23 protein-coding genes are annotated in these 21,085 nt (G+C 42.8%); 14 read left to right on the top strand and 9 right to left on the bottom strand.

Annotated features, from left to right (window positions below; genetic code table 11):
• Nucleotides 1-7: 7 nt before the first annotated feature.
• Complete coding sequence (locus F9L33_RS08840) at nt 8-445, bottom strand: universal stress protein (RefSeq protein WP_152142391.1); 438 nt, start codon at nt 443-445, stop codon at nt 8-10.
• A gap of 213 nt (nt 446-658) precedes the next feature.
• Here F9L33_RS08840 and F9L33_RS08845 point away from each other — a divergent pair, with 213 nt between their 5' ends.
• Nucleotides 659-1,144, top strand: coding sequence for an Lrp/AsnC family transcriptional regulator (locus tag F9L33_RS08845; RefSeq protein ID WP_152142392.1), 486 nt, complete (start codon nt 659-661; stop codon nt 1,142-1,144).
• Here F9L33_RS08845 and F9L33_RS08850 read toward each other — a convergent pair.
• Nucleotides 1,141-1,584: a tRNA (cytidine(34)-2'-O)-methyltransferase gene (locus F9L33_RS08850; protein WP_152142393.1), complete on the bottom strand. Its 444-nt coding sequence runs from the start codon at nt 1,582-1,584 to the stop codon at nt 1,141-1,143. The two genes, F9L33_RS08845 and F9L33_RS08850, sit on opposite strands and share 4 nt — an antisense overlap.
• Before the next feature lie 144 nt (nt 1,585-1,728).
• Here F9L33_RS08850 and petA point away from each other — a divergent pair, with 144 nt between their 5' ends.
• From petA to F9L33_RS08875, 5 genes are all read left to right on the top strand, one after another.
• The gene (gene petA / locus F9L33_RS08855; protein ID WP_370452099.1) at nt 1,729-2,289 is read left to right on the top strand and encodes a ubiquinol-cytochrome c reductase iron-sulfur subunit; all 561 of its coding nucleotides are present in this window, start codon (nt 1,729-1,731) and stop codon (nt 2,287-2,289) included.
• An 11-nt stretch (nt 2,290-2,300) separates the two neighbouring features.
• The gene (locus tag F9L33_RS08860) at nt 2,301-3,662 is read left to right on the top strand and encodes a cytochrome b N-terminal domain-containing protein (protein ID WP_152142395.1); all 1,362 of its coding nucleotides are present in this window, start codon (nt 2,301-2,303) and stop codon (nt 3,660-3,662) included.
• A 21-nt stretch (nt 3,663-3,683) separates the two neighbouring features.
• Nucleotides 3,684-4,472 carry a cytochrome c1 gene (locus tag F9L33_RS08865; RefSeq protein ID WP_152142396.1) on the top strand — a complete coding sequence of 263 codons (789 nt, stop codon included), beginning with the start codon at nt 3,684-3,686 and terminating at the stop codon, nt 4,470-4,472.
• Between the two features lie 148 nt (nt 4,473-4,620).
• Complete coding sequence (gene aroC / locus F9L33_RS08870) at nt 4,621-5,721, top strand: chorismate synthase (RefSeq protein ID WP_152142397.1); 1,101 nt, start codon at nt 4,621-4,623, stop codon at nt 5,719-5,721.
• Between the two features lie 70 nt (nt 5,722-5,791).
• Nucleotides 5,792-6,418, top strand: coding sequence for a LysE family translocator (locus F9L33_RS08875; protein WP_152142398.1), 627 nt, complete (start codon nt 5,792-5,794; stop codon nt 6,416-6,418).
• A 70-nt stretch (nt 6,419-6,488) separates the two neighbouring features.
• On the opposite strand, the gene F9L33_RS08880 is transcribed toward F9L33_RS08875, so the two are convergent.
• The 3 genes from F9L33_RS08880 to F9L33_RS08890 form a co-directional block, all read right to left on the bottom strand.
• Nucleotides 6,489-6,779, bottom strand: coding sequence for an HU family DNA-binding protein (locus F9L33_RS08880; RefSeq protein WP_152142399.1), 291 nt, complete (start codon nt 6,777-6,779; stop codon nt 6,489-6,491).
• Nucleotides 6,780-7,015: 236 nt separating this feature from the next.
• Nucleotides 7,016-7,864, bottom strand: a complete 849-nt coding sequence (locus F9L33_RS08885) for a caspase family protein (protein WP_152142400.1) — start codon at nt 7,862-7,864, stop codon at nt 7,016-7,018.
• Nucleotides 7,865-7,869: 5 nt separating this feature from the next.
• On the bottom strand, nt 7,870-8,535 hold the full coding sequence (locus F9L33_RS08890) for an OmpA family protein (protein ID WP_152142401.1): 666 nt from the start codon (nt 8,533-8,535) through the stop codon (nt 7,870-7,872).
• 168 nt (nt 8,536-8,703) lie between these two features.
• On the opposite strand from F9L33_RS08890, the gene F9L33_RS08895 reads away from it, so the two are divergent.
• The 7 genes from F9L33_RS08895 to F9L33_RS08925 all read left to right on the top strand — a co-directional run bounded on the left by F9L33_RS08895 (nt 8,704) and on the right by F9L33_RS08925 (nt 17,240).
• On the top strand, nt 8,704-9,843 hold the full coding sequence (locus F9L33_RS08895; protein ID WP_152142402.1) for an acyltransferase: 1,140 nt from the start codon (nt 8,704-8,706) through the stop codon (nt 9,841-9,843).
• Nucleotides 9,843-10,190, top strand: coding sequence for an STAS domain-containing protein (locus F9L33_RS08900; protein ID WP_152142534.1), 348 nt, complete (start codon nt 9,843-9,845; stop codon nt 10,188-10,190). Before F9L33_RS08895 ends, F9L33_RS08900 begins: the two co-directional genes overlap by 1 nt.
• Before the next feature lie 57 nt (nt 10,191-10,247).
• On the top strand, nt 10,248-10,640 hold the full coding sequence (locus F9L33_RS08905) for an ATP-binding protein (RefSeq protein WP_193222005.1): 393 nt from the start codon (nt 10,248-10,250) through the stop codon (nt 10,638-10,640).
• A gap of 114 nt (nt 10,641-10,754) precedes the next feature.
• On the top strand, nt 10,755-12,566 hold the full coding sequence (locus tag F9L33_RS08910) for a DUF3131 domain-containing protein (RefSeq protein WP_226804048.1): 1,812 nt from the start codon (nt 10,755-10,757) through the stop codon (nt 12,564-12,566).
• Nucleotides 12,563-13,948, top strand: a complete 1,386-nt coding sequence (locus tag F9L33_RS08915; protein ID WP_152142404.1) for a hypothetical protein — start codon at nt 12,563-12,565, stop codon at nt 13,946-13,948. The genes F9L33_RS08910 and F9L33_RS08915 overlap by 4 nt, the downstream gene beginning before the upstream one ends.
• Before the next feature lie 19 nt (nt 13,949-13,967).
• Nucleotides 13,968-15,884, top strand: coding sequence for an ATP-binding cassette domain-containing protein (locus F9L33_RS08920; RefSeq protein ID WP_152142405.1), 1,917 nt, complete (start codon nt 13,968-13,970; stop codon nt 15,882-15,884).
• The gene (locus F9L33_RS08925; RefSeq protein ID WP_152142406.1) at nt 15,885-17,240 is read left to right on the top strand and encodes a biotin/lipoyl-binding protein; all 1,356 of its coding nucleotides are present in this window, start codon (nt 15,885-15,887) and stop codon (nt 17,238-17,240) included.
• On the opposite strand, the gene cbiB is transcribed toward F9L33_RS08925, so the two are convergent.
• Genes cbiB through F9L33_RS08940 form a run of 3 tightly spaced genes read right to left on the bottom strand, consistent with a single transcriptional unit; the run spans nt 17,218 to nt 19,462 of the window.
• Nucleotides 17,218-18,135, bottom strand: coding sequence for an adenosylcobinamide-phosphate synthase CbiB (cbiB, locus tag F9L33_RS08930; RefSeq protein WP_152142407.1), 918 nt, complete (start codon nt 18,133-18,135; stop codon nt 17,218-17,220). The two genes, F9L33_RS08925 and cbiB, sit on opposite strands and share 23 nt — an antisense overlap.
• Nucleotides 18,132-19,088, bottom strand: a complete 957-nt coding sequence (locus F9L33_RS08935; RefSeq protein ID WP_152142408.1) for a threonine-phosphate decarboxylase — start codon at nt 19,086-19,088, stop codon at nt 18,132-18,134. Before F9L33_RS08935 ends, cbiB begins: the two co-directional genes overlap by 4 nt.
• Entirely contained in the window at nt 19,085-19,462 is a 378-nt protein-coding gene (locus tag F9L33_RS08940) for a DUF1636 domain-containing protein (RefSeq protein WP_152142409.1), read from the bottom strand. Before F9L33_RS08940 ends, F9L33_RS08935 begins: the two co-directional genes overlap by 4 nt.
• A 144-nt stretch (nt 19,463-19,606) precedes the next feature.
• Between F9L33_RS08940 and F9L33_RS08945 the strand changes: the two genes are divergently transcribed.
• Nucleotides 19,607-19,972, top strand: a complete 366-nt coding sequence (locus tag F9L33_RS08945; protein WP_152142410.1) for a response regulator — start codon at nt 19,607-19,609, stop codon at nt 19,970-19,972.
• On the opposite strand, the gene F9L33_RS08950 is transcribed toward F9L33_RS08945, so the two are convergent.
• A complete protein-coding gene (locus F9L33_RS08950) occupies nt 19,969-20,940 on the bottom strand; it encodes a glutathione S-transferase family protein (protein ID WP_152142411.1) in 972 nt (323 codons plus the stop codon). The two genes, F9L33_RS08945 and F9L33_RS08950, sit on opposite strands and share 4 nt — an antisense overlap.
• Nucleotides 20,941-21,085: the final 145 nt, after the last annotated feature.

The following is a 21,085-nucleotide window of genomic DNA, read 5'->3' on the forward strand; positions in this document are numbered from 1 at the left end:
TCCCCCATTATCCGACAACGGTGACAGGCAAGCTGGCACTCATGACAAGATTTGCAGTAGAACTGCCAAAGATACGTTTGGCGAAGCCGCCTTCGGAAGAACGGCTGACGATAATTTGGTCGGCATTTTCTTCTACTGAAATTGCATTCAACGTGTCGGCAACGTCACCATGGCGCACCAATCCTTTGGCTTTCACGCCGTCATCTTTTAGCGCTTTGACAGCGGGGTCGATGATGCGTTCCATTGCTGTTGCAATTTCTTCCTCGCGACGTTTATGGCGCTGTGCGTTTTCTTCTGCTGTTTGGAATGAATATGGGGACCATTCGATAACATATACGATTAATAATTCGCATTTGCCGATCAGTCCTGCCATTCGTTTTGCATAAGCTAAGGCGCGATCACCAGACCCTTGCCCGTCTAAGCCTACTACTAAAGTTGTGGTCATATCAGTCTCTCCTACTGTTTTCCCAATTCGATCATCATCACGGAAAGCAACCAATATTCTTGCGAATATTGTTCTGATTCTGATCTCGATATTGTCTTTGATAGTCTTGCTTCCAATTATATTTTTAGGTATTATGTCTAGTAATAGGCACTTTAATTGGCATTATTATGGGAATAATGGCTTTATATAGGTTTAAAATAGGAAAAAAGACTATTGTATAGGAAGTTAGACTTAATTGATAAGAAGATTTTGGATGAACTTCAAAAAAATGGGCGCTTATCGATCGTTGATTTGGCGGAGAGGGTTAATTTGACTAAGACACCTTGTTCCGAACGTGTGAAGCGATTGGAAAAAGATGGTGTGATTGACAGCTACCGTGCGATTTTAAACCCAGCGATGGTCGGTATGAACCACGTGACGATGGTGCATATTAGTTTAAGCTCGATCAGCAATGAGTTGCTGATCGAATTTAATGAAGCGGTGAAAAAGATATCAGAGGTTCAAAGTTGCCTGATGATAGCTGGGCAATTTGATTACATGTTGATGGTACGATCTCGCGACATCGCGCATTTCCGAGATCTGTTGGGGGAAAAGATCAGTAAATTACCCGGTGTGAATCAGACCAATTCGTTTGCTGTTATGGAAACGGTGAAAGAAAGGGGCGGTATTAATATGACAGACATGAGGTCTGGGATCTAATACCGTATTTGCCGTAACCCTTCAGACACTGCCATCCCTGCACACATAGCAACATTCAGGCTGCGAGCGGTGCCTGACATCGCGAGCTTGATGTGGCTGTCACAGCGATTATGAACACTTTCAGGCACACCAGCACTTTCGCGGCCCATGACGATGGTATCCGTTGGTTCAAATGTGAAATCCCATAACGTATCGGATGCTTTTGTTGTCATTAAAACCAAACGGCCAGCAGTTTTGGTTTCTAGATACGTTTCCCACGAATCGTGCCGTGTCATGTCTGCGATATCGGCGTAATCCATGGCTGACCTGCGTAATGCTTTTAGGGATAAAGGGAATCCACAAGGTTCAATAATATCCAATGGGATGCCAAAACAAGCTGATAGACGGATCATGGCCCCTAAATTCAGGGCAATATCGGGTTGATATGCACATAAACGCATAAGAAATCCTAATTTCAAGGGTCTGCGGCGCAAAGTCCGCTAGACGTAGAGGGAAACGGGGTGTAGTTACCGCGCAGATTGCTCTCTTTTTAGTGAGCATATAAGGTTTAATTATGCCCCGACCTGGGGCTTGGCAAGGGAGAGATGTTCGTGTCCACTGACAGCGACCCACAAGGTACCCGCCGCGACTTTCTATACGTCGCAACTGCAGCAACTGGTGCTGTGGCTGGTGGAGCAGCGGTTTGGCCGCTCATCAACCAGATGAATCCAAGTGCTGATGTTGCAGCGCTTTCATCTATCGAAGTAGATGTATCAGGCGTAGAGCCAGGCACACAGATCACTGTAAAGTGGTTGGGTAAGCCTGTATTTATTCGCCGTCGTAATGCTGATGAAATTAAAGCAGCACGTGCAGATGATAATGCAAGCTTGCCAGACGGTGAAAGCCGTAATGCAAATACACCAGGTGACGCAGCTGACGCGAACCGTTCTTTGGACGAAAGCGGCGAATGGCTGGTCATGATGGGTGTGTGTACACACCTTGGTTGTGTGCCTTTGGGCGACGCTGGTGACTTTGGTGGTTGGTTCTGCCCATGTCACGGTTCACACTATGACACTGCTGGTCGTATCCGTAAGGGTCCAGCACCAGAGAACTTACCAGTTCCTGTTGCAAGCTTTGTCAACGACACAACAATCAAACTAGGCTAGGGGGAAAGATCATGGCTGGAATTCCACACGATCATTATGAGCCAAAGTCTGGCGGCGAAAAGTGGTTACACTCTCGTCTTCCGATTGTTGGCCTATTGTACGACACATTGATGATCCCAACACCAAAAAATCTGAACTGGATGTGGATTTGGGGTATCGTTTTGACATTCTGTCTGGCGATGCAAATCATCACTGGTATCGTTTTGGTTATGCACTACACGCCACACGTTGATTTGGCGTTTGACAGTGTTGAACACATCATGCGTGACGTGAACGGTGGTTGGGCATTGCGCTATATCCACACAAATGGCGCGTCATTGTTCTTTATCGCTGTATACGCTCACATTTTCCGTGGCCTATATTACGGTTCATATAAAGCGCCTCGCGAAATCACATGGATCATCGGTATGTTGATTTATCTTGCGATGATGGGCACTGCATTCATGGGCTACGTACTTCCATGGGGTCAGATGTCTTTCTGGGGTGCGACTGTTATCACTGGTTTGTTTGGTGCGATCCCAGGCATTGGCCCAATCATTCAAGAATGGTTGCTTGGCGGACCAGCGGTAGATAACGCTACATTGAACCGCTTCTTTAGCTTGCACTACTTACTACCGTTCGTAATTGCTGGTCTTGTAGCTGTTCACATCTGGGCATTCCACACAACAGGAAACAACAACCCAACGGGTGTTGAAGTTCGCCGTAAGTCGAAAGCCGAAGCAAACAAAGACACAGTGCCATTCTGGCCATACTTCGTGATCAAAGACTTGTTTGCACTTGTTGTGATCTTGGTTGGTTTCTTTGCAATCGTTGGCTTTATGCCAAACTATTTAGGTCACCCAGACAACTACATCGAAGCGAACGCATTGGCGACACCAGCGCACATTGTTCCTGAATGGTACTTCCTACCGTTCTACGCGATCTTGCGTGCGATTACTTTTGACGTCCTATTCTTGGATGCGAAGTTCCTAGGTGTGCTAGCGATGTTCGGTTCTATTGCGATCATGGCGCTTGCACCTTGGTTGGACACATCACCAGTTCGTTCTGGCCGTTACCGTCCATTGTTCAAGAAAGCATTCTGGATCTTGGGCGTCGTGTTCTTTATCCTAATGTGGTGTGGCGCTCAAAACCCTGATTTGGTTTTGATCGGTATGTCTGCTGATGGTCATATGTTGAAGATGGAATTGCCACACGCTGGTGATGAAATGAGCTTCTTCTACATCAACACAGCACGTCTGTCGCTTTGGGCTACGATCTACTGGTTCGGTTATTTCATCGTTATCTTGCCTCTATTGGGCATGATTGAGAAAACTGACGAAGTTCCTGAAACTATCGAAGCTGACTTCGATGCGCATTACCCGCCTAAGTCTTAAGCTAAGAGAAGGATTGATATTATGATTAAGAAAACACTCCTTACGGCTTTCGTAGCACTTGGTATGAGCTTTGGCACAACTGCAGTACTTGCTGCTGGTGGTGAGACGCACATCGAAGATTACGATTTCTCTTTCGAAGGTCCATTTGGTAAGTTTGATGAAAACCAACTTCAACGTGGTTTGAAAGTGTACACTGAAGTTTGTGCTGCTTGTCACGGTTTGCGCCAAGTAGCGTTCCGTACATTGGCTGACGAAGGTGGTCCAAATTTGCCAGAAGATCAGATGAAAGCTTATGCAGCTGAAATCGAAGTTTTCGACAAAGAGTTGGATGATACACGTTCGGCAAAACCATCAGACAAATTCCCAGGCAGCGCTTTAGAGAACGCCCCTGACTTGTCATTGATGGCAAAAGCACGTGCTGGTTTCCACGGCCCACACGGTTTGGGTATCAACCAAATCGTATTCGGCATGGGTGGCCCTGAGCATATCGCTTCTATTTTGACTGGTTACACAGGCAAAGAAAAAGAAGAAGCAGGTGCAACATTGTACGAAAACACTGCCTTCCCTGGCGGTTGGATCGCAATGGGTCCACCATTAGAAGACGAGCAAGTTGAGTTTGATGATGGCCACGCAAATGATATGGTAAGCATGGCAGAAGACGTATCAGCATTCCTAATGTGGACTGCGGAACCAAAAATGATGGCACGTAAGAAACTGGGCGTTCTGTCTGTTCTATTCCTAAGTTTCTTCTCTGTTTTGTTGTATCTCACAAACAAAAGAATTTGGGCGCCTGTGAAACGCAAGGACTAAGCGTTTGCATTCAAGATTTGAAAAGGGCGGGTTACTATCCCGCCTTTTTTTATGCGTGTTGAAAAAACCCGCTTCACTATAAACTTCAGTCTAAAGGCTTTTGCTTAAATCAGACTTGGGATAAAGCAGATGCCAAAGGAGCATTCAGATGTCATTTAACAGTTTCGGTCACTTATTCCGCGTTACCACTTGGGGCGAAAGCCACGGGCCCGCTTTGGGTGCGACTGTGGATGGTTGTCCGCCGAACATTCCGTTGAATGAAGAAATGCTTCAAATTTGGTTAGATAAACGTAAGCCAGGTCAGAATAAATACACTACGCAACGCCGTGAACCTGATCAGGTGGAAATCCTGTCTGGTGTGTTTGAAGGTAAGACAACTGGTACACCAATTCAGTTGATGATCCGTAATACGGATCAACGTTCTAAGGACTATGGGGATATCATTGAAAAGTTCCGCCCAGGTCATGCTGATATCACGTATTGGCAGAAATATGGTATCCGTGACTACCGTGGTGGCGGGCGCTCATCAGCACGCGAAACAGCGGCGCGCGTTGCCGCTGGCGGTGTTGCACGTGCTGTTTTGGATGTGTTGGCACCAGAGGTTAAGATTCTAGGTTACATGACGCAGATGGGTGCGAAACAGATCGATCGTGCGAATGTTGATCTGTCAGAGATTAACAACAACCCATTCTGGTCCCCAGATACACAGGCGGCAGATGATTGGGCGACTTATTTAGATGAGCTCCGCAAATCTGGCAATTCTGTGGGTGCAGTGATTGAGGTGATCGCACAAGGTGTACCAGCAGGATTGGGCGCACCTGTTTATGCGAAGCTGGATACGGATATCTCAACCGCGATGATGTCGATCAATGCTGTGAAGGGTGTTGAGATTGGTGCGGGTATGGGTGCCGCTGAGTTAACAGGCGAAGATAATGCTGATGAAATTACCATGGGACCGGATGGACCAGAGTATTCATCAAATCATGCTGGCGGTATTCTGGGTGGCATTTCAACGGGGCAAGATTTGGTCTGTCGCTTTGCGGTTAAACCAACATCGTCGATCTTGAAAACGCGTAAAACGATCACGAAATCTGGTGAAGATACAGAGATTGTTACCAAGGGCCGCCATGACCCATGTGTGGGTATTCGTGCGGTGCCAGTCGGCGAAGCAATGATGGCCTGCGTGGTATTGGATCACTGGTTATTGCACCGTGGTCAGATTGGCGAGAACCAAGGCAAAATCGGATAACATTTATTGACAGCAGTCATGGATTAAACGAGTCTTTGCAACAGACATAAAATTTATTGCGGAGAATTTCATGAGTATTGAAACATGGCTTCTATTTCTTATCGTAAGTTTGGCTCCTGTTATGAGCCCTGGACCAGGGATTTTATTCGGAATTACGAACGCACTTCGCTATGGTGTTAAGACGACGATTATCATTGGCATTGTGAATGCACTAGGTATCACAGCACTTGGATTGGCAGTTGGATTTGGTTTGGGTGCATTAATGAAAGCATCCATGCTTGCGTTCACAATCCTAAAGATATTTGGTGCGGGCTATTTGATCTGGCTTGGCATTAAGATTTGGCGAGATCGATCAGCCTTTGCAATTGATGCGGAACGATCAACCAAGGCCGCGCCTATGCGCCGCCTTATAGCACAAGCCTTAGCTATTTCCTTAACGAACCCTAAAGCGATGGTGGCGATTGCAGCATTGTTTCCCCCCTTTATTAATCAACATGCATCAACAGGGCTACAGATCATTATTCTAGCTGTAAGTTATGGTGCGTTATGTGCTGCAAACCATGTTCTGATTGCGTATTCTGGCAATTGGCTGCGCCGTTTTTTGACAACCGAAAAACGGGTGAAAAGATTGCGTCGTGTAACAGGTGGAATGTTTATCAGCTTTGGGACGGCGTTGGCTGTAAGCAGTCGACCATAAATCTGAATAACGTGAACATAAAAAAGGCCGCTTCAAAGAGCGGCCTTTTTATTAAATTTTTGTAATCCGCTTATGCGTTGATTACGTCTTTCAAAGCTTTCGCGATTGTTACTTTTGCAACGCGGTCAGCTGGTTTTTGGAATTGTTCGCCAGTTGCTGGGTTACGCACCATACGCTCTGGGCGTGCGCGGCATGCGAATTTGCCTAGGCCTGGAAGTGTAACTGCACCACCGGCTGCAACTTCGTTTGTGATGATAGATGTCAAAGTGCCAAGAAATGCGTCTGCTGATTTCTTATCTGAACCCATGCCTTCAGCGATTGCTGCTACAAGTTGGGTCTTTGTCATTGGTTTTTGTGACATGTTACTGCTCCTGTTAAAATAACTGCTTCGATTGTTGAAGCCTGCAGTAAATAAACTCGATTTTGGGCTGGATATCAACAAAAGACGGCATGAAAATGGGCTAAAAACCACAATATTTAGGTTTATTCGGGGGTTAGTAAGCTATTTGTTGTGCTTAAAACTATTAAAATGAGTGTTTTTGGTGAATTTTGGAAAATCTTACAGGTAAAAAATCACGCAATGATATACGTATGCCCTTATTTTATAGGCCCATCAGCGAGATCATCCAATAAAGGTTTATTGGAAAAACCTGTGCTAGAATAAGATTGTAATACTGTATGTGCAGGAGCGGCGTATTTGTATTTTATTGTCTGCCCTTTGAGCTCAAAGGGACGTGTGAGTGTCGACAATGTTATTGGCATTTGATGAGATCGCGATGCTTGTATAACGTCGGATCGGACAGATTGTATTGTGCGAATAAGGTCTGTTTCTTTTGCAACCAATTTATCTAATAAAGCACCGGAAAATAGGCTGTGTGAACCTGTGCCATCATAAGCAACCTGACCATAGGACGTTGCAAAAATGAAAGCTGTTTCGGGATATAAATTTGCAGGTAGAAGTATGCTTTTGGATGTGGCGTTTATACCATTCGGAATTTCTTCTAAGCAGGCATCTATAATAATGGCCTTTTGAGTAAATGGGTTTTTAAAATAATCTAATAAACCTGCGGCCGTAATTGCATTTTTAGCTGTTCTATTTGCATCAATGGGAAGAAGCGCAGCAACACCATCTTCGCTGTGCCCGTGCCCTGCAAAATAAATGATGACTTGATCTGCTTCTAAGGCTTGATTTGCGACAAAAGACAGAGTTTTTTTGAGATCCGCACTGGTGGTGTTCTGCGTAAGGAATACTGTGAACCCTAAGTCAGATAAAACCAGGGCAATAGCGGTGGCATCGCCCGCTGCATTTTTTAAATTAGGTAAGGTTTTATAATTTGAATTGCCGATAACAAGTGCAATTTTTATATGCTGTGGCTGAGCAATAGCGGTGCTGATAGGCATTGATATAAATACGATAAAAATAACCCATAAATGTTTTATAGACATGCAGGTTAGCTTTTGGAGATACAGTCATCTTCAACTGTTTTAGAAGAAAACTCTACACGACGATTGAATGGGCTACTTCCTGCTTTATCCGGCAATGGATGTGCTTCCCCCATAGCAGAAACAGATAATCGGTTTGGGTCTATATTATTCAGGGATTTTAAAAAACTATAAACAGATTTGGCGCGTCTATCAGACAGTTCTAAATTATATTTAGCGTCTCCAACGGTGTCTGTATGACCTGTGATTTTTACACAGTTTTTCACCATAGCATCGGAATTCAAAACGACAGCTAACCGTTTTAAATGATCACGATATTCTGTGGTTAAAACCTCTGAATCAAACGCAAAGTGAATGTAATATCCATTTTCTGATTTTGCCACACGGCGATCAATTTTCGGGCTTTTGATGTTTGGTTTTTTAGCGATTGCTACCTTTACATTAGGAAGCTGTAAAATTTGCTGTTGGGCTGCAGGTTCGGTGTCTACGTTTACGATCAAACCGCGTGATTGCCCCAAATGTGATGTATGTAAACATTCAGTGTTATTGTTGGGTTGTAAGGCATTTAAGATCGCACAATTGCTTGCATCAATGGGTAGGTTGACCTGCGCAATACTATAATGTGCATTCAACGTGGTGATCGCAATTACGGTTAAGAATGAGAAAATTTGCATCGCATGATCCTTTTTTGTTACATGCTTAAAACCAATGAATGAAGAATTCGTAAGCTGGTTTTTTTAATTCCATAAAATTTTAATTGGTAACGGTTTGATAGGAGAACTGTGGGAATAATCCCTGAGTATTTTGAAAAGGGTTTTATTATTACAACGGTTCCGCAAAGAATGATTTGGATTGACTGCTTGCGTTTGATCGCAAGTGTTTCGATGGTTGGGTTACATGCATCATCGGATATTAACGGGCAGCCCTTTTCTGCTTTTGAAGTATGGGATCGTACTGGGCCCGTTATCTTTCGATCTATTATGTATCTGGCGCGGACTGAGCTGTTTTTAATTATTTCCCTGTTTTTGCTCTTCATGTCTTTGGATTTGCGCCCACGTAATTATGGCCATGTTATTACAGAGCAAGCTAAACGCTTGATGAGGCCATTTTTATTTTGGGTTGTGGTTTATGCTTTTTATCGTTTGATGAAAGCATATGCATTTGGATATGAAGCAGAGATATGGGCGCAGCTTTTTGATCCTATGCGTTGGTTGGGCTACGTGGTTTTAGGCGATGTGCAATATCATATGCATTTTCTGCCGACGTTATTCGCGATGATCCTTTTGTTTCCAATATGTCTTATCGCGGTAGACGCACCATGGGTTGGCATCATTGTGTTAATGTGCCTGTTTGCGAAACGCGAAGCTGATGTGTGGTTGTGGGCACATAAGGATGTGGTCCCTGCTTTCGATTATATCGTTCGATTGGTGAAAGTTGTGACGTATATGGGATATGGCTTTATCGCAGCGTCTGCATATGGGCTTTATAAAACAATTGGGCGCCATGGTTTGTTTCGTTATTTTGGCGCGATGTTATTTGTAGGTTCTCTGCTGTACATTATAAAACTAGTATATAGTTTTCGAGTTATAGAATTCAGCAATTGGCAATATAATTATGAGCCGGCTTTCTGGGCTGATTTTTTGATGCCTTGTATATTATTCTTTTCATTTATGGCTTCCGCTAAAATTGAGTATTTTACAAAATTGTCTCAACTCGCACCTTATGGTTTTGGGATATATCTTATTCACCCGATTTTCTTAGATATTGCCGAAGTGATTTTGTGGAATTTGGCTTTAAATCCAATGGCTTTTATTATCATCAAGGTTTTTTGGGCCGTTGTATTGTCGTTCATAAGTGTATGGCTTTTATCTAAAACTGTCATGTTTGGTTGGGTCGTTGGGTTGGGCCAATTCCCAGAAATTAGTCAAATATCAAACATTCTAAACTTTAAAGGAAATCAGAAACCACCAAGGAATGAATGATGAAATTTGAAGAAACCAAACACGGGGTAATTACACAGATACAGTTGCATGAAACGAGGTTAGATGCGGCGCAATCTATCCGCTTTAAAGAGGCAATACGTGAAATTGTTGATGAGGGCGCTGAACATATCTTGTTAGATATGCAAGAAGTGAAGTTTATGGACAGCTCGGGCTTAGGAGCATTGGTGGCTATGATGAAGTATATGGGCGCTGAGAAAAAATTTGAACTTACTGGCCTTACTCCCATGGTAGAGAAAGTTTTTAAGTTAACGCGTATGGATGAGGTGTTTCAGGTTCACCCGTCTGTACAAGATGCCATTACTGCTGTTGAAGATGCATTGATATAAATGGATATGAACGCGCATAAAACGCATGCTTCGCCAAATTTTATCTTACGGCGAAGCATGACAAATTGTCAGGATTTGGTACCAAACTTATTAGACGAAATACAAGAATGGATGTGCACAGTTAATGTGCAAGAAGGCCATATTACCGATGTACAAATTGTCTTAGCCGAAGCTTTAAACAACGTTATTGAGCATGGCTTTGAACATGAGAATACTGGCGAGCTTGAGATAAAAATTGAAGTGTCCGAAGTGCAAATTATAGCACATATTTGCGATAATGGATTGGCATTCACACCCCCCGATAACTCTCAAACGCCTTTGCAGGTGGATGATGATCTAAAGACCTTGCCAGAAGGCGGGTTTGGTTGGTTTTTAATAAAAGAAGTGACATCACACTTTGAATTTCACAGGTGTGCGAATAAAAACCAATTGATTTTGTTTTTTGATTAAATTTTGGCTGTAATTTTAATGAATTAATCTAAGTAGTTATCAAGAAATTTACTGAATCAACTTAATCATAGTGCTGAGTTTAATGCCTTTAATAAGGCGAGATTGGAAAAGCACTTGCAGTTTAAAGTTTTAGAAATTCGAAAATTTGCAATTGGCGCTGGAGCCATTTTTGTTACATGCGGTTTTCTAGGCGCTATTGTCACACTTGGCCAAGAAGTTGGCGAAACAGTTGTTGGCAATATTAACAAAGAAAAAGAACGTGTGAAACGTGAAGTGGATCGTTTGGCCGAGGCTGAAAAAGTTCTCGCGAAACAACCGCTGGTTTTGAACTCACCACCAGATGTTTATGACACATCTGGGTTCGCGCTTGAAAAAACAGTTTTATCTAAGCAAACAGAAATAAACCTGAGGCAACTCCCCAGTTTAATGAGGGGCGCTATCCCATCGCAAACATTGTCATCTATCACAGGAAAAAAGCAAACCGCTAAAGCACCAAGAATGTGTGAGATGGACGAGGATTATTTTGAAAAGCTTAATCTCGGAGAAAACCTAACAGCGGGTTATTTAGATGACAATTCATATGTACGGAGCTTTAATCATCGGCGGGGTTTTTTAAACGAACGGGAAATGACAGCTGCAAAAGTTGCTTGGAAGTATTTTGAAAATTTCACACAAGAGGCAACTGGTATGGCGAATTCTGTTGGCGCATATCCTTCGACAACGCTTTGGGACACCGCGTCATACGTAAGCGGTTTAGTGGCAGCATATGAACTATGCCTTATTGAAAAGCCGGAATTTGATAAGCGTATTTTGAAACTGTTAACAACCTTCCGAAACTTAAAGCTGTTTCGAAATGAAATGCCCAACAAAGTATATAATACAAAAACTGGCGAGCAGGTTGATTATACAAATAAAGCAGGTGAAATTGGATATTCAGCATTAGATATTGGACGTTTCTTAGTGTGGATGCGTATTCTACGTAACCGCTATGCCCACCTTGCAAATACAATCGATAATTTGATTTTGCGTTGGGATTTTTCGAATATTCTAGACGAAGATGGCGTGATGTATGGTGCTTTAATTGATAAAGATACAAAAGAAACAGTTTACGCTCAAGAAGGGCGCTTAGGATATGAAGAATATGCAGCAAAGGGCTTTGCTTTATGGGGGTTCAAGCCATATTTTGCCCACCGTGCAGAACCGTACCTGACTACGAATATTTTTGACGTGCGTGTGCCCTACGATGGACGTGACCCACGTATATTCCATTCTCAAAATTATGTTGTCACAGAAAGCTACCTGTTGGATGGCCTAGAACTGAATTGGGATTTGCCACATGATGATATAACAGAGGACCGCGTTCATACTGATGGATGGCGTGCAGAGTTTGCCGATCGAATTTACCAAGTCCAGCATAATCGCTTTGAAGCCCAAGGATATATGACGGCGCGATCTGAGCATAACGTAAAAGGCCCTCCATACTTTACATACGATACAATTTTTTCGGATGGCTATCCATGGAATACTGTTACGCCTCGAGGCGACTACGCGCCGGAACATGCCGCTGTTGCAACAAAAGCTGCATTTGGTTTGTGGGCTTTATGGGACACTTATTACACAGATATTTTATACGAGGCCGTGATCGAATTGTTCAATCCAGAGCGAGGGTTTTACGAAGGGTTGTACGAAGGTGGCAATGGTCACATTGAAATCCAAACTGCCAATAATAACGGCATTTTACTGGCCGCTTTATTACACAAAGTGCAAGGGCGGATTTTGACAGCATCAAATGCCAAATCTGAAGTTTGGTTTACCCAATTTAGGGATCGCGACCTACGTATCAAGCGGGGTTTACCAGATCCTCCACAGAAATCAGATTGGTTGCCTGCCTATAAACACCCAGCCCAGATAAAGGAAACACAATGAAGAGATTTATATACGAATGTTTTACTGCACTGATGATGTTATCTGGGGCCCACTTTAATTTGGCTTATGCACAAGGCGATCCTGATGGTCGGTCTGAAAGTGCTGTGGCAATCTTAGATACTTCAATCCCCTTTGCCATTGGCGCACGAGAAGGGGAGCAAACTATACGTGGATCGTTTGGTTGGCCAACTTTTCAAGAGGGCTTTGTTGAGGGGGTTTACTTTCGATTTGATCCAGATGGTTATGCGCGTTTCAGTAAAAGCCCTCGGTTAGATGAAGATGTATTCGAGGTGCTTTGCGAAGTAGGTACTAAAAAATGCATTGCAAAAAAGAATGGTCTGGAAATAAGTTTAACAGATCGAGGCCAACCACATTTAAATATTTTGGGTTTAACGGTTAATGATCGCTTTTTCCTTTCAGATCGCAAAACAGAATTACCGCTTCCAAAATCGATTCTTGGCCCACTTGACCAAAGATTAGAAGCACTGCTTTCTTCTGATGGTGATCTCATTATCCGCCGTGAATTGGAAACCCTGCAAACGCTTTCTTTATCTGGCTTCCTTGCGACTGTGACATATTTAAGGTGGGTTGCTCAAAACCAAGCGTCTTTTATTTTTCCAAGGGGTTGGCCTGTTCCAAGTCAACAAGACGGTTTGCAGGGTAATAGAAGTCAAAATGCATCAACTAATTTGTCAAATGCAGTACAAAACCAAGAAAGTCGTTGGGGTGCTCTTAACGTTGAACAAAGCGTAAATACGCAACAACAATATGCAAATACATCCGTCCTTCAATCATTGCCTAATGAGTTGCCCGCAGTAGAGTTTGCACAACAGGCCCAAGGGCGCAGTTTGACATCAGATATTAACAAGTTCACTTTGCCATCTACTGCACCATTGTATAATCAAAATAGTGCTACATCTATTCCTGCTGATCAAAATCTTAGGTTAGAGCTTTCATACATAAATCGTGCGCTGGGGGCTTTAGAAATAAAATTAGACAATCTCTCTCAGATACTTACACATGATAAAGCGCAAGCGGTTAAATCTCATGTGGCGCAATCACCCAACAACCAATCCTTTGAAATATCACGGCAGAATAAATCGTTGACTTTGGACCACGAGCGCGATGGTGAGAAAATGCGAGAAGCTGTGATTAAGAGTATATTATCGGATGTTGAGAATGCCCCCAATAAGAACTCAGATACGCCAAACTCCGGTGAAGTTTCAGTCAAAAAAACAATCGTGGAAAGGCTCTTGGAAGAATTGGGTAGCACACAGCATGATGATGATTTGCGAGTAAAGGATAAGCCCATCACCAATGGCGGTTTCATTTCGCTTTCAGATTATATCAACAAAGTTATGCAAGAAGAAGCTAAGCCGTAATTCGCGGTAGGAGAATGATATGTTACAAGAATTATCTGTACCTAAGGAGAGTAATGTCGCAGCTTCAAAAGCGTCTTCAATGTATAACATACCGTCATGGATGCGAATTGCATCTGGAATTTTAGGGTTCTTAACAAGTTTCTTATTGGTAGGTTTGCCGGCAATTGCATTAATCATTTTTGATCGTGTTTTACCTTCTGCTGATAGCAGTGCTTTATGGACATTCCTGTATCTGGGCTTAACAACTGTTATCTGCGTTTGTTTAATTGAATTTATGCGTATGAAAGCACTGCAGGGTTACGTGGTGAATGTACGTGGTGTCATATTTTTTCAAGACTCATGCTTTGCAATTTTTTGGGCGATTTTGGTAGGGTTTATTCACCCATTATTAGCACTGCCATCAATTGTTTCTGCAGGTATTTTGTTTTTGGCTTGGCAATACCGGAAGCCGCTTAAAAAGGAACAAAAAAATGATTTAAATCTACCTGATTTCGAAGCGGAGGAAATCGATGCCTGTGGGCTTGGGCCAGCTTTTTATGAAATGGCGGCCCAAGGTGTGTTTCCATCTATTCAGCGTTTGGATTTTCAAACGCTCGGCCAATGGTTAACCACAAGTTTATTACGGAGAGCTACTTTTGTTTTTGTGTTGATTTTAAGCGCTTCCTTGGTGATCAATAATAATGTTTCTATGGGTACAGCAATAGCTACGGTGTTCTTGAACCAATTGAACCTAGAGGTGTTTATTCGTTGCTATCAAGTACAGTCATTGTCCACACCACGACGTGATGTCAGTCATTTAGAAAAGATATTATCGAAACAGGGTAATAACACCGTAACACCAAATGAAACAGTTCCCACAACAGGTTTTCTGTCCATTGACGATTTGAAAGGGGATGGGTTTGGTGCAATTTCTGCGGATGTATTTGCTGGTTTATGTCTGACGTTTATTGGGCCGTCAGGGTGTGGAAAATCACGTATTTTAAAAGCTATAGCGACCAATTCTTTTAATGCAGGGCGTGTTGAGTTTAATGGTAAAAAATTAGACCGAACAGTCCAAGGGGAACGGACGGTTGGGTATGTGCCACCTAGCCCGATTAACTTGCCTGGGACGTTTGTTGAAAATGTTACGGGGTTCGATCCACAAGCAGATATATACAAAGCACTTGAGTTGTTAATGCAACTTGACCCGTATGAAGATGTCTTCAGAGGCGAAGATTTGGTAAACGATCGCTTGGAGAATAACTTTAATGCACAGGGGCAGCTGGTGTCGATTGCACGAGCATTATATATGGAACCGTCCATTCTAATCATAGACTCCCCAGAATTGTTTTTGGATAAAGCATCAAAAGCTGCATTTTTAGCGTTGATCTTAAAGGCAAAGACTGAGGGTAAGATTGTATTGCTAGCAACAGATGACGACTATCTTATGTCAGCGGCTGATGAAGTTATAAAATTAGATCGTGGGATTGTAACGGACCGCGGGCCAATGGATGAAGTTTTGGCCAGACACCATGAAAGATGGGTCCGTGTCTCCTTTAAACCTAATAAGCGAGATGGGTTTAGATTAGGATTATGGCTTGATGCGCAATTAGGGCATCAATTTGATCATGGCTTTCGCGAGCGTGTGAAACTTGGGGCCAATGACCTTTTATTCTTAGCGCCGCGTGACAGCTTTGGTGTTCGTGATGAAGAAAGTCTTATTGACCTAAAGGTGGGTTTAAAAGATGTCGTTATAACGTTGCATGACCGCGGGGAAATTTTAGAAATGCCAGAATCTGATGGGGTAGTTTCTGATGTTGCGAACATGGAAGTATTGCGGCTTTTATCAAATACGGATCAGTTCCAACAAAGGTTAAAAGAGGGTTACCGCCAAATTACGGTTAGGTTTTCCCTAATGGAAAACGAAGTTCCAGTTGAGACTGCGATAGGTGCATAAATGTGGCAGTTTTTCAGGCGCAAAAAATCTATTCCAAAGGGCTTACTAAATGTCGAGAGTCTTGTTGCTGAAAACAATCAGAAGGTAAACTTACGTGCGCAAGGAAAAGCCGTATTGCTATTTGGAACTGCAATTATGGTGCTGTTGTTTTGCATGTTTGCCATGGGTGTTTATTTTTACAATGCGCGACTATCGTATTCGCAGGCAAGTTGGGTTCATGTTCGAAACTTAACGCCTGTGAAAAATATACCAGCACCAGTGACAGGTGTTCTCGATGAGATATATGTAAGCGCTGGGCAGTTTGTTCAAAAAGGGACTGTATTAGCATCGTTAAAAGTAGATGATGTCCAGCTTAATTATGATGAAACCAAAAGAAATTTTGCAGAAAAAGTTATTGAGCTACATTGCCTTGCTTCATTGAAGGCAAGTAAATCCACATTTAAGTTGCCATATGATGCGCAGCTGCTTGTCGATGAAATGACGACTGAATACAATGTAAAGTATAAAGTATCTAAATGCGAACGAGAGCTTTTTAAAAACATCAGATTGGATCAAGCAACAGAAGAAATGATCGCTTCGCTTGAAGATCAGGTAAGAGTTTTAGATCGCGTTGTAACTGTTCGGGGATTAATTACCACAGACCTAAGTGATGTAAACGAAGAGGAGTTTCCGTTTGGTGTAGATCAAGAAGCATTGCAAAAAGCTTATCGAGACAAGTATTTTCCATTGATGCAATTTGCAATCGCACAGCAGGATTTACGCGAAGTGCGCGCGTCATATTTTTCGCGACAGCTCGAAAAAGAAGAAGATTTAAATGCTGTGATTGAGCAAACGACCCAAGAAATGCGATACCTAAATCGCCGCTTGAGAGAGCTAGATCAAAAAATCAAAAACACTTATATTTATGCGTCTTTGGCGGGCACGGTTGTTGGTGTAAAGACAGCAGAAGCAGGTTTTGAATACTCAGCACAAGAGACTGTTTTCAAAATACAACCAATTCAAAGTGAATTTCAAGTTGGGATCATTTTACAAGATGGTAATGCGTCAAGGTTTTCTAATGGAACACCTACAAACCTCTCCTTAAGAAATGCTGGCAAAATCATTGGGGTTATTGAGGCCACATCAATTGGTGTTTTCAGGCAACCAAACGGGAAATTAGAAGCCTTATTTGATTTGGCTGGTCAGGCCGAAAAAAATGGTCAAATCATTTTAAATGCAGGATATAAGGGAGAGGGCGAACAACGTATCAAGGCAAACGTGACTGTAGGCAAAGAGCGGATTTGGAACTCAATATACAATTCTATGAGCCATATTTCCCATTTTATTCCTAGCTTTAGAATAACAGAACTAGAATAAATAACATGACTGCACACCCCGTCCATACGATATTCAATATAGATACCGAACGTCTTATATCTTCTGGGTTAAGTTGATGCCGCGCCTCTGCATTCATATATGGGTAATCCATTTTCTGATTATCGTAATATCGTGGTCCAGCAAGGGCGATGTTTAAGGCAGCTGCCATTGCAGCTTCTGGCCAGCCTGCATTTGGTGACCGGTGCAATGGCGCATCATCCAAAACGATGTCAAAACTATTGCGGGGTTTTGAAGTTAAGCAAATTAACACAGCTGATACGCGTGCCGGAACCCAATTCATGATATCATCCAACTTTGCAGCAGCAAAACCAAAGTCGCTATATTGTTCGTTTTTATATCCGATCATACTATCGGCAGTGTTGACAACCTTGTAAATTATTATGCCAGGCAAACCAAGAAACAAGTACCATAGGGCTGGAGCTATAACACCATCAGAAAAGTTTTCTGCAGCACTTTCAATTGCTGCACGAGATACATCACTTGGTTGCATATGATTTGTTGTGCGACCTACAATCTTTGCGACTTCAATGCGGCCTTGTTTTAAATCTTGGGCCAAGGCAATGCCAACATTCATAACATGTTGCACCAAGCTTTTGTGGGCCAATAAGATGGATACAACAATGACTTCGATTATACCAAAATCTGGTAATGCAGTCAAAACCCAACCCAACATTCCAGCGAGTATTACAAGAACAGCAATTGCGATGATACCTTTGGCTTTACGAATTGGCTCTACATTCAGTTTTTCATCAAGCCAACGGATAGCGTCTCCAACAATTGCAATTGGATGTGGAGCGCGGTTCCATAACCATTCGGGTTCACCGAATATAGCATCAAGGATAATTGCTAAAAGTAAAATCTCGATGTGGTTCATGCATAACTTCCTAGTGCCATTTGAACTCTATATAAATCGTGTTCATTGGCTGGTAAACCAAACCGGATCCAATTGTTTGAATAGGGAAAAACGCGTGTAAGAATATTATGCTTACAAAGGTGATCGTGCAATCGCACCGCGTTATCACATTGCGCAAGACGGAATAAATCGGTGCCACCTAAAACTGATAAGTTGCTTTGCGATATAATTGCATCAAGATTTCGAGCCATATTTTTTAAATCTATACGTGTGTTCGTAATCCATGCGGCATCTGACAAAGCCTGTGTTCCGATAAACTGTGCTGGACCAGAAATATTCCATGGACCCAAAAGCTGGCCAAGTTTTTCTGCGAGAACAGGTGTGGTGATTGCAAATCCCAAACGCATACCTGCAAGCCCCCAAAATTTACCTGTCCCTTTTAAAATGATGTAATCGGGTTGATCTGCAAGATGGATCAGACTTTTGTCTGGGCAAATATCACAAAAACTTTCATCGACGACCGTTAGAGATTGGTGTGCATTTGTAATTTCGTCTTGCGTAAATACGCGGCCATCAGGGTTATTGGGATGAACGCGGATTTGTGCTGGCGCAGTATCGGTAATATCCCAATTATGATCTCGAAAGGATGCTGCAAATTCATTATAAGTTGGGCCAATAATACTTACGCTTCTGGACCGTTTTAATAAGGGTAGTATTGCAATGATCGCAGATACACCTGAAGCGGGCACAATCACTGCATCCTTCGGGATGTTCCAAAGAGCGCGAGCTGCGTTTAAGAGTGCTTGTGTTGGCTGCGTGTCTGGTAAGCTGTGCCAAAATTTAAGAGGGATTTCAGGGATGGGGTATGGATTTGGATTAATACCTGTAGAGAGGTCAATCCAATCCGTGGGAACACCGCCATATTGATCAATGGCTGCATTTAATCCTCCACCATGGTCCCGCTTTTCGCTCATGCTTTATCAGTATTCAACACAGGGATGCGGGATACAAAATGGCCTTTTACAGCAGCAGGCCACTGTTTAAATGGTACTTGTCCAGAAGTACTTTTATCATGTAAAGTTGCATACTCAACGATACCATTCGCAGACTCTTCGTTTGGCTCGAAACGACCCATCACATATGTAAGCTTATCCTCTGCTTGAAGAGCAACGTTACATCCATGATTGCACCCCATAAGGCACGAATGCCTGCGAACTTCTACAGATTCATTGCCCTTTGCTGCAGCTTCGACAAGGGTAGCAAGTTTTGCACCATCTTTTTCTGGGGCATCTGGTGTTAGCGATGTCTCTGCTTTGCATGTATCGCAAACAGTAATGACTGTTGTCATTTTAGGCTCCTTATTCGTTTGTTACTTTAGAACAGAAGATTGCAAAAAAACACAATCAGAAACGACCTGTTTGGCCTAAATTAAGAAAATGTTAATAAATTTTGAACAAAAATTAACAGCGGGTGGGTGTTGCGAGGTGTGCGTATGAATACGCAAGTGTTAATAGTAGAATCTGATGAAAACCTAGGGAATACATGGCGTGGCTTTTTAGAACGCCATGGTTTTGATGTAGCTTTGGCGCAAACGCAAAAGCAAGCATTGGATAGCCTGCGTTTTGATATCTGCAACGTATTGATCATTGATCTTATGATGCCAGACAGCAGTTCTTTGGCGATCACCGATTTTGCAAGTTATAAAAATCCTGATATTTCCATCATTGTTGTTTCGGCAAGTAGTTTCTTTTCAGATGGATCTATCTTTGAGATTTTGCCCAATGCGCGCGGGTTCATGAATCAACCGATTGAACCGGATGATTTAGTCGCTGTCGTTGATCATTGCAGTGGATATTAACCCCGACCGTGCGGAGCATCCCAGTCAATATGTGGTGTGATTGGGATAATGCGGTTAGGACTGATCGTATCGTGGCTGTAATGATAATGACGAATGATGTGATCGAAATTCACCGTCTCAGATACGCCAGCATGTTGATACAATTCACGCGTATAGGCCCATAGATTTGGAAAGTCGACGATCCTGTTGCGATTACACTTGAAATGTAAAACATAGACGGGGTCAAAGCGCACAAGCGTGGTGAACAATCGCCAATCAGCCTCGGTAATTTGATCGCCTGCCAAATAGCGGCTTTGGCTTAAATGGTTTTCGACCCAATCCAATGCTTCAAACAATGTCTTCACAGCACCATCATAAGCAGATTGTGTTGTCGCGAAGCCCGCTTTGTAAACACCATTGTTGATGCTGGAATAAATACGGGTGTTGATCTCATCAATCTGTTCTTGCAGATGTTCAGGATAGTAATCCGAGGTGTCTCCTGTAACATCGTTGAACGCCGTATTGAACATGCGGATAATTTCAGAGGATTCATTGGACACAATCGTATTCGTATTTTTATCCCATAAGATAGGGACAGTTGTGCGCCCCGTCATGTCAGGTCTAGCTTTGGTATAAATATCGCGAATGAAAGACGAGCCATGCAAACGATCGCCTTGTGCAACCCCATTATGTTCAAACGTCCAGCCATCATCCAACATATCAGGATGAACGAAATCCACGGTAATATGATCTTCTAACTTTTTGAGCTTGCGAAAAATCAACGTGCGATGCGCCCACGGACAGGCGGCTGATACATATAAATGATACCGACCACTTTCAGCTTTAAACCCACCAATGCCAGACGATCCCGCAGACCCATCGGCTGTGATCCAATTGCGAAATGCCGCGATATCACGCACAAATGTTCCATCAGATTTTTTTGTGTCATACCATTCGGTTGACCACTTTCCATCGACAAGCTGACCCATATCATTTCTCCTATTTGCAAACAGGATAAACGAAGGAAGTGTTGTGTAAATGCGCACAAACAATACAAAGGGTGTTGATTAAACGCGCACATAATAATCAAATCGATGTCGCTCAAGTGCCGCATGTGGGCGTGAATCGGATTGC

The organism is Amylibacter sp. SFDW26, from assembly GCF_009184395.1.
Lineage (GTDB): Bacteria > Pseudomonadota > Alphaproteobacteria > Rhodobacterales > Rhodobacteraceae > Amylibacter.

Excerpts from the sequence above, each read along its gene's own strand:
- F9L33_RS08840 (WP_152142391.1), bottom strand. The coding sequence starts at position 445 with ATGACCACAACTTTAGTAGTAGGCTTAGACGGGCAAGGGTCTGGTGAT.
- F9L33_RS08850 (WP_152142393.1), bottom strand. The coding sequence starts at position 1,584 with ATGCGTTTATGTGCATATCAACCCGATATTGCCCTGAATTTAGGGGCC.
- petA (WP_370452099.1), top strand. The coding sequence starts at position 1,729 with ATGTTCGTGTCCACTGACAGCGACCCACAAGGTACCCGCCGCGACTTT.
- F9L33_RS08860 (WP_152142395.1), top strand. The coding sequence starts at position 2,301 with ATGGCTGGAATTCCACACGATCATTATGAGCCAAAGTCTGGCGGCGAA.
- F9L33_RS08865 (WP_152142396.1), top strand. The coding sequence starts at position 3,684 with ATGATTAAGAAAACACTCCTTACGGCTTTCGTAGCACTTGGTATGAGC.
- aroC (WP_152142397.1), top strand. The coding sequence starts at position 4,621 with ATGTCATTTAACAGTTTCGGTCACTTATTCCGCGTTACCACTTGGGGC.
- F9L33_RS08875 (WP_152142398.1), top strand. The coding sequence starts at position 5,792 with ATGAGTATTGAAACATGGCTTCTATTTCTTATCGTAAGTTTGGCTCCT.
- F9L33_RS08880 (WP_152142399.1), bottom strand. The coding sequence starts at position 6,779 with ATGTCACAAAAACCAATGACAAAGACCCAACTTGTAGCAGCAATCGCT.
- F9L33_RS08885 (WP_152142400.1), bottom strand. The coding sequence starts at position 7,864 with ATGTCTATAAAACATTTATGGGTTATTTTTATCGTATTTATATCAATG.
- F9L33_RS08890 (WP_152142401.1), bottom strand. The coding sequence starts at position 8,535 with ATGCAAATTTTCTCATTCTTAACCGTAATTGCGATCACCACGTTGAAT.
- F9L33_RS08895 (WP_152142402.1), top strand. The coding sequence starts at position 8,704 with ATGATTTGGATTGACTGCTTGCGTTTGATCGCAAGTGTTTCGATGGTT.
- F9L33_RS08900 (WP_152142534.1), top strand. The coding sequence starts at position 9,843 with ATGAAATTTGAAGAAACCAAACACGGGGTAATTACACAGATACAGTTG.
- F9L33_RS08905 (WP_193222005.1), top strand. The coding sequence starts at position 10,248 with ATGACAAATTGTCAGGATTTGGTACCAAACTTATTAGACGAAATACAA.
- F9L33_RS08915 (WP_152142404.1), top strand. The coding sequence starts at position 12,563 with ATGAAGAGATTTATATACGAATGTTTTACTGCACTGATGATGTTATCT.
- F9L33_RS08920 (WP_152142405.1), top strand. The coding sequence starts at position 13,968 with ATGTTACAAGAATTATCTGTACCTAAGGAGAGTAATGTCGCAGCTTCA.
- F9L33_RS08925 (WP_152142406.1), top strand. The coding sequence starts at position 15,885 with ATGTGGCAGTTTTTCAGGCGCAAAAAATCTATTCCAAAGGGCTTACTA.
- cbiB (WP_152142407.1), bottom strand. The coding sequence starts at position 18,135 with ATGAACCACATCGAGATTTTACTTTTAGCAATTATCCTTGATGCTATA.
- F9L33_RS08935 (WP_152142408.1), bottom strand. The coding sequence starts at position 19,088 with ATGAGCGAAAAGCGGGACCATGGTGGAGGATTAAATGCAGCCATTGAT.
- F9L33_RS08940 (WP_152142409.1), bottom strand. The coding sequence starts at position 19,462 with ATGACAACAGTCATTACTGTTTGCGATACATGCAAAGCAGAGACATCG.
- F9L33_RS08945 (WP_152142410.1), top strand. The coding sequence starts at position 19,607 with ATGAATACGCAAGTGTTAATAGTAGAATCTGATGAAAACCTAGGGAAT.
- F9L33_RS08950 (WP_152142411.1), bottom strand. The coding sequence starts at position 20,940 with ATGGGTCAGCTTGTCGATGGAAAGTGGTCAACCGAATGGTATGACACA.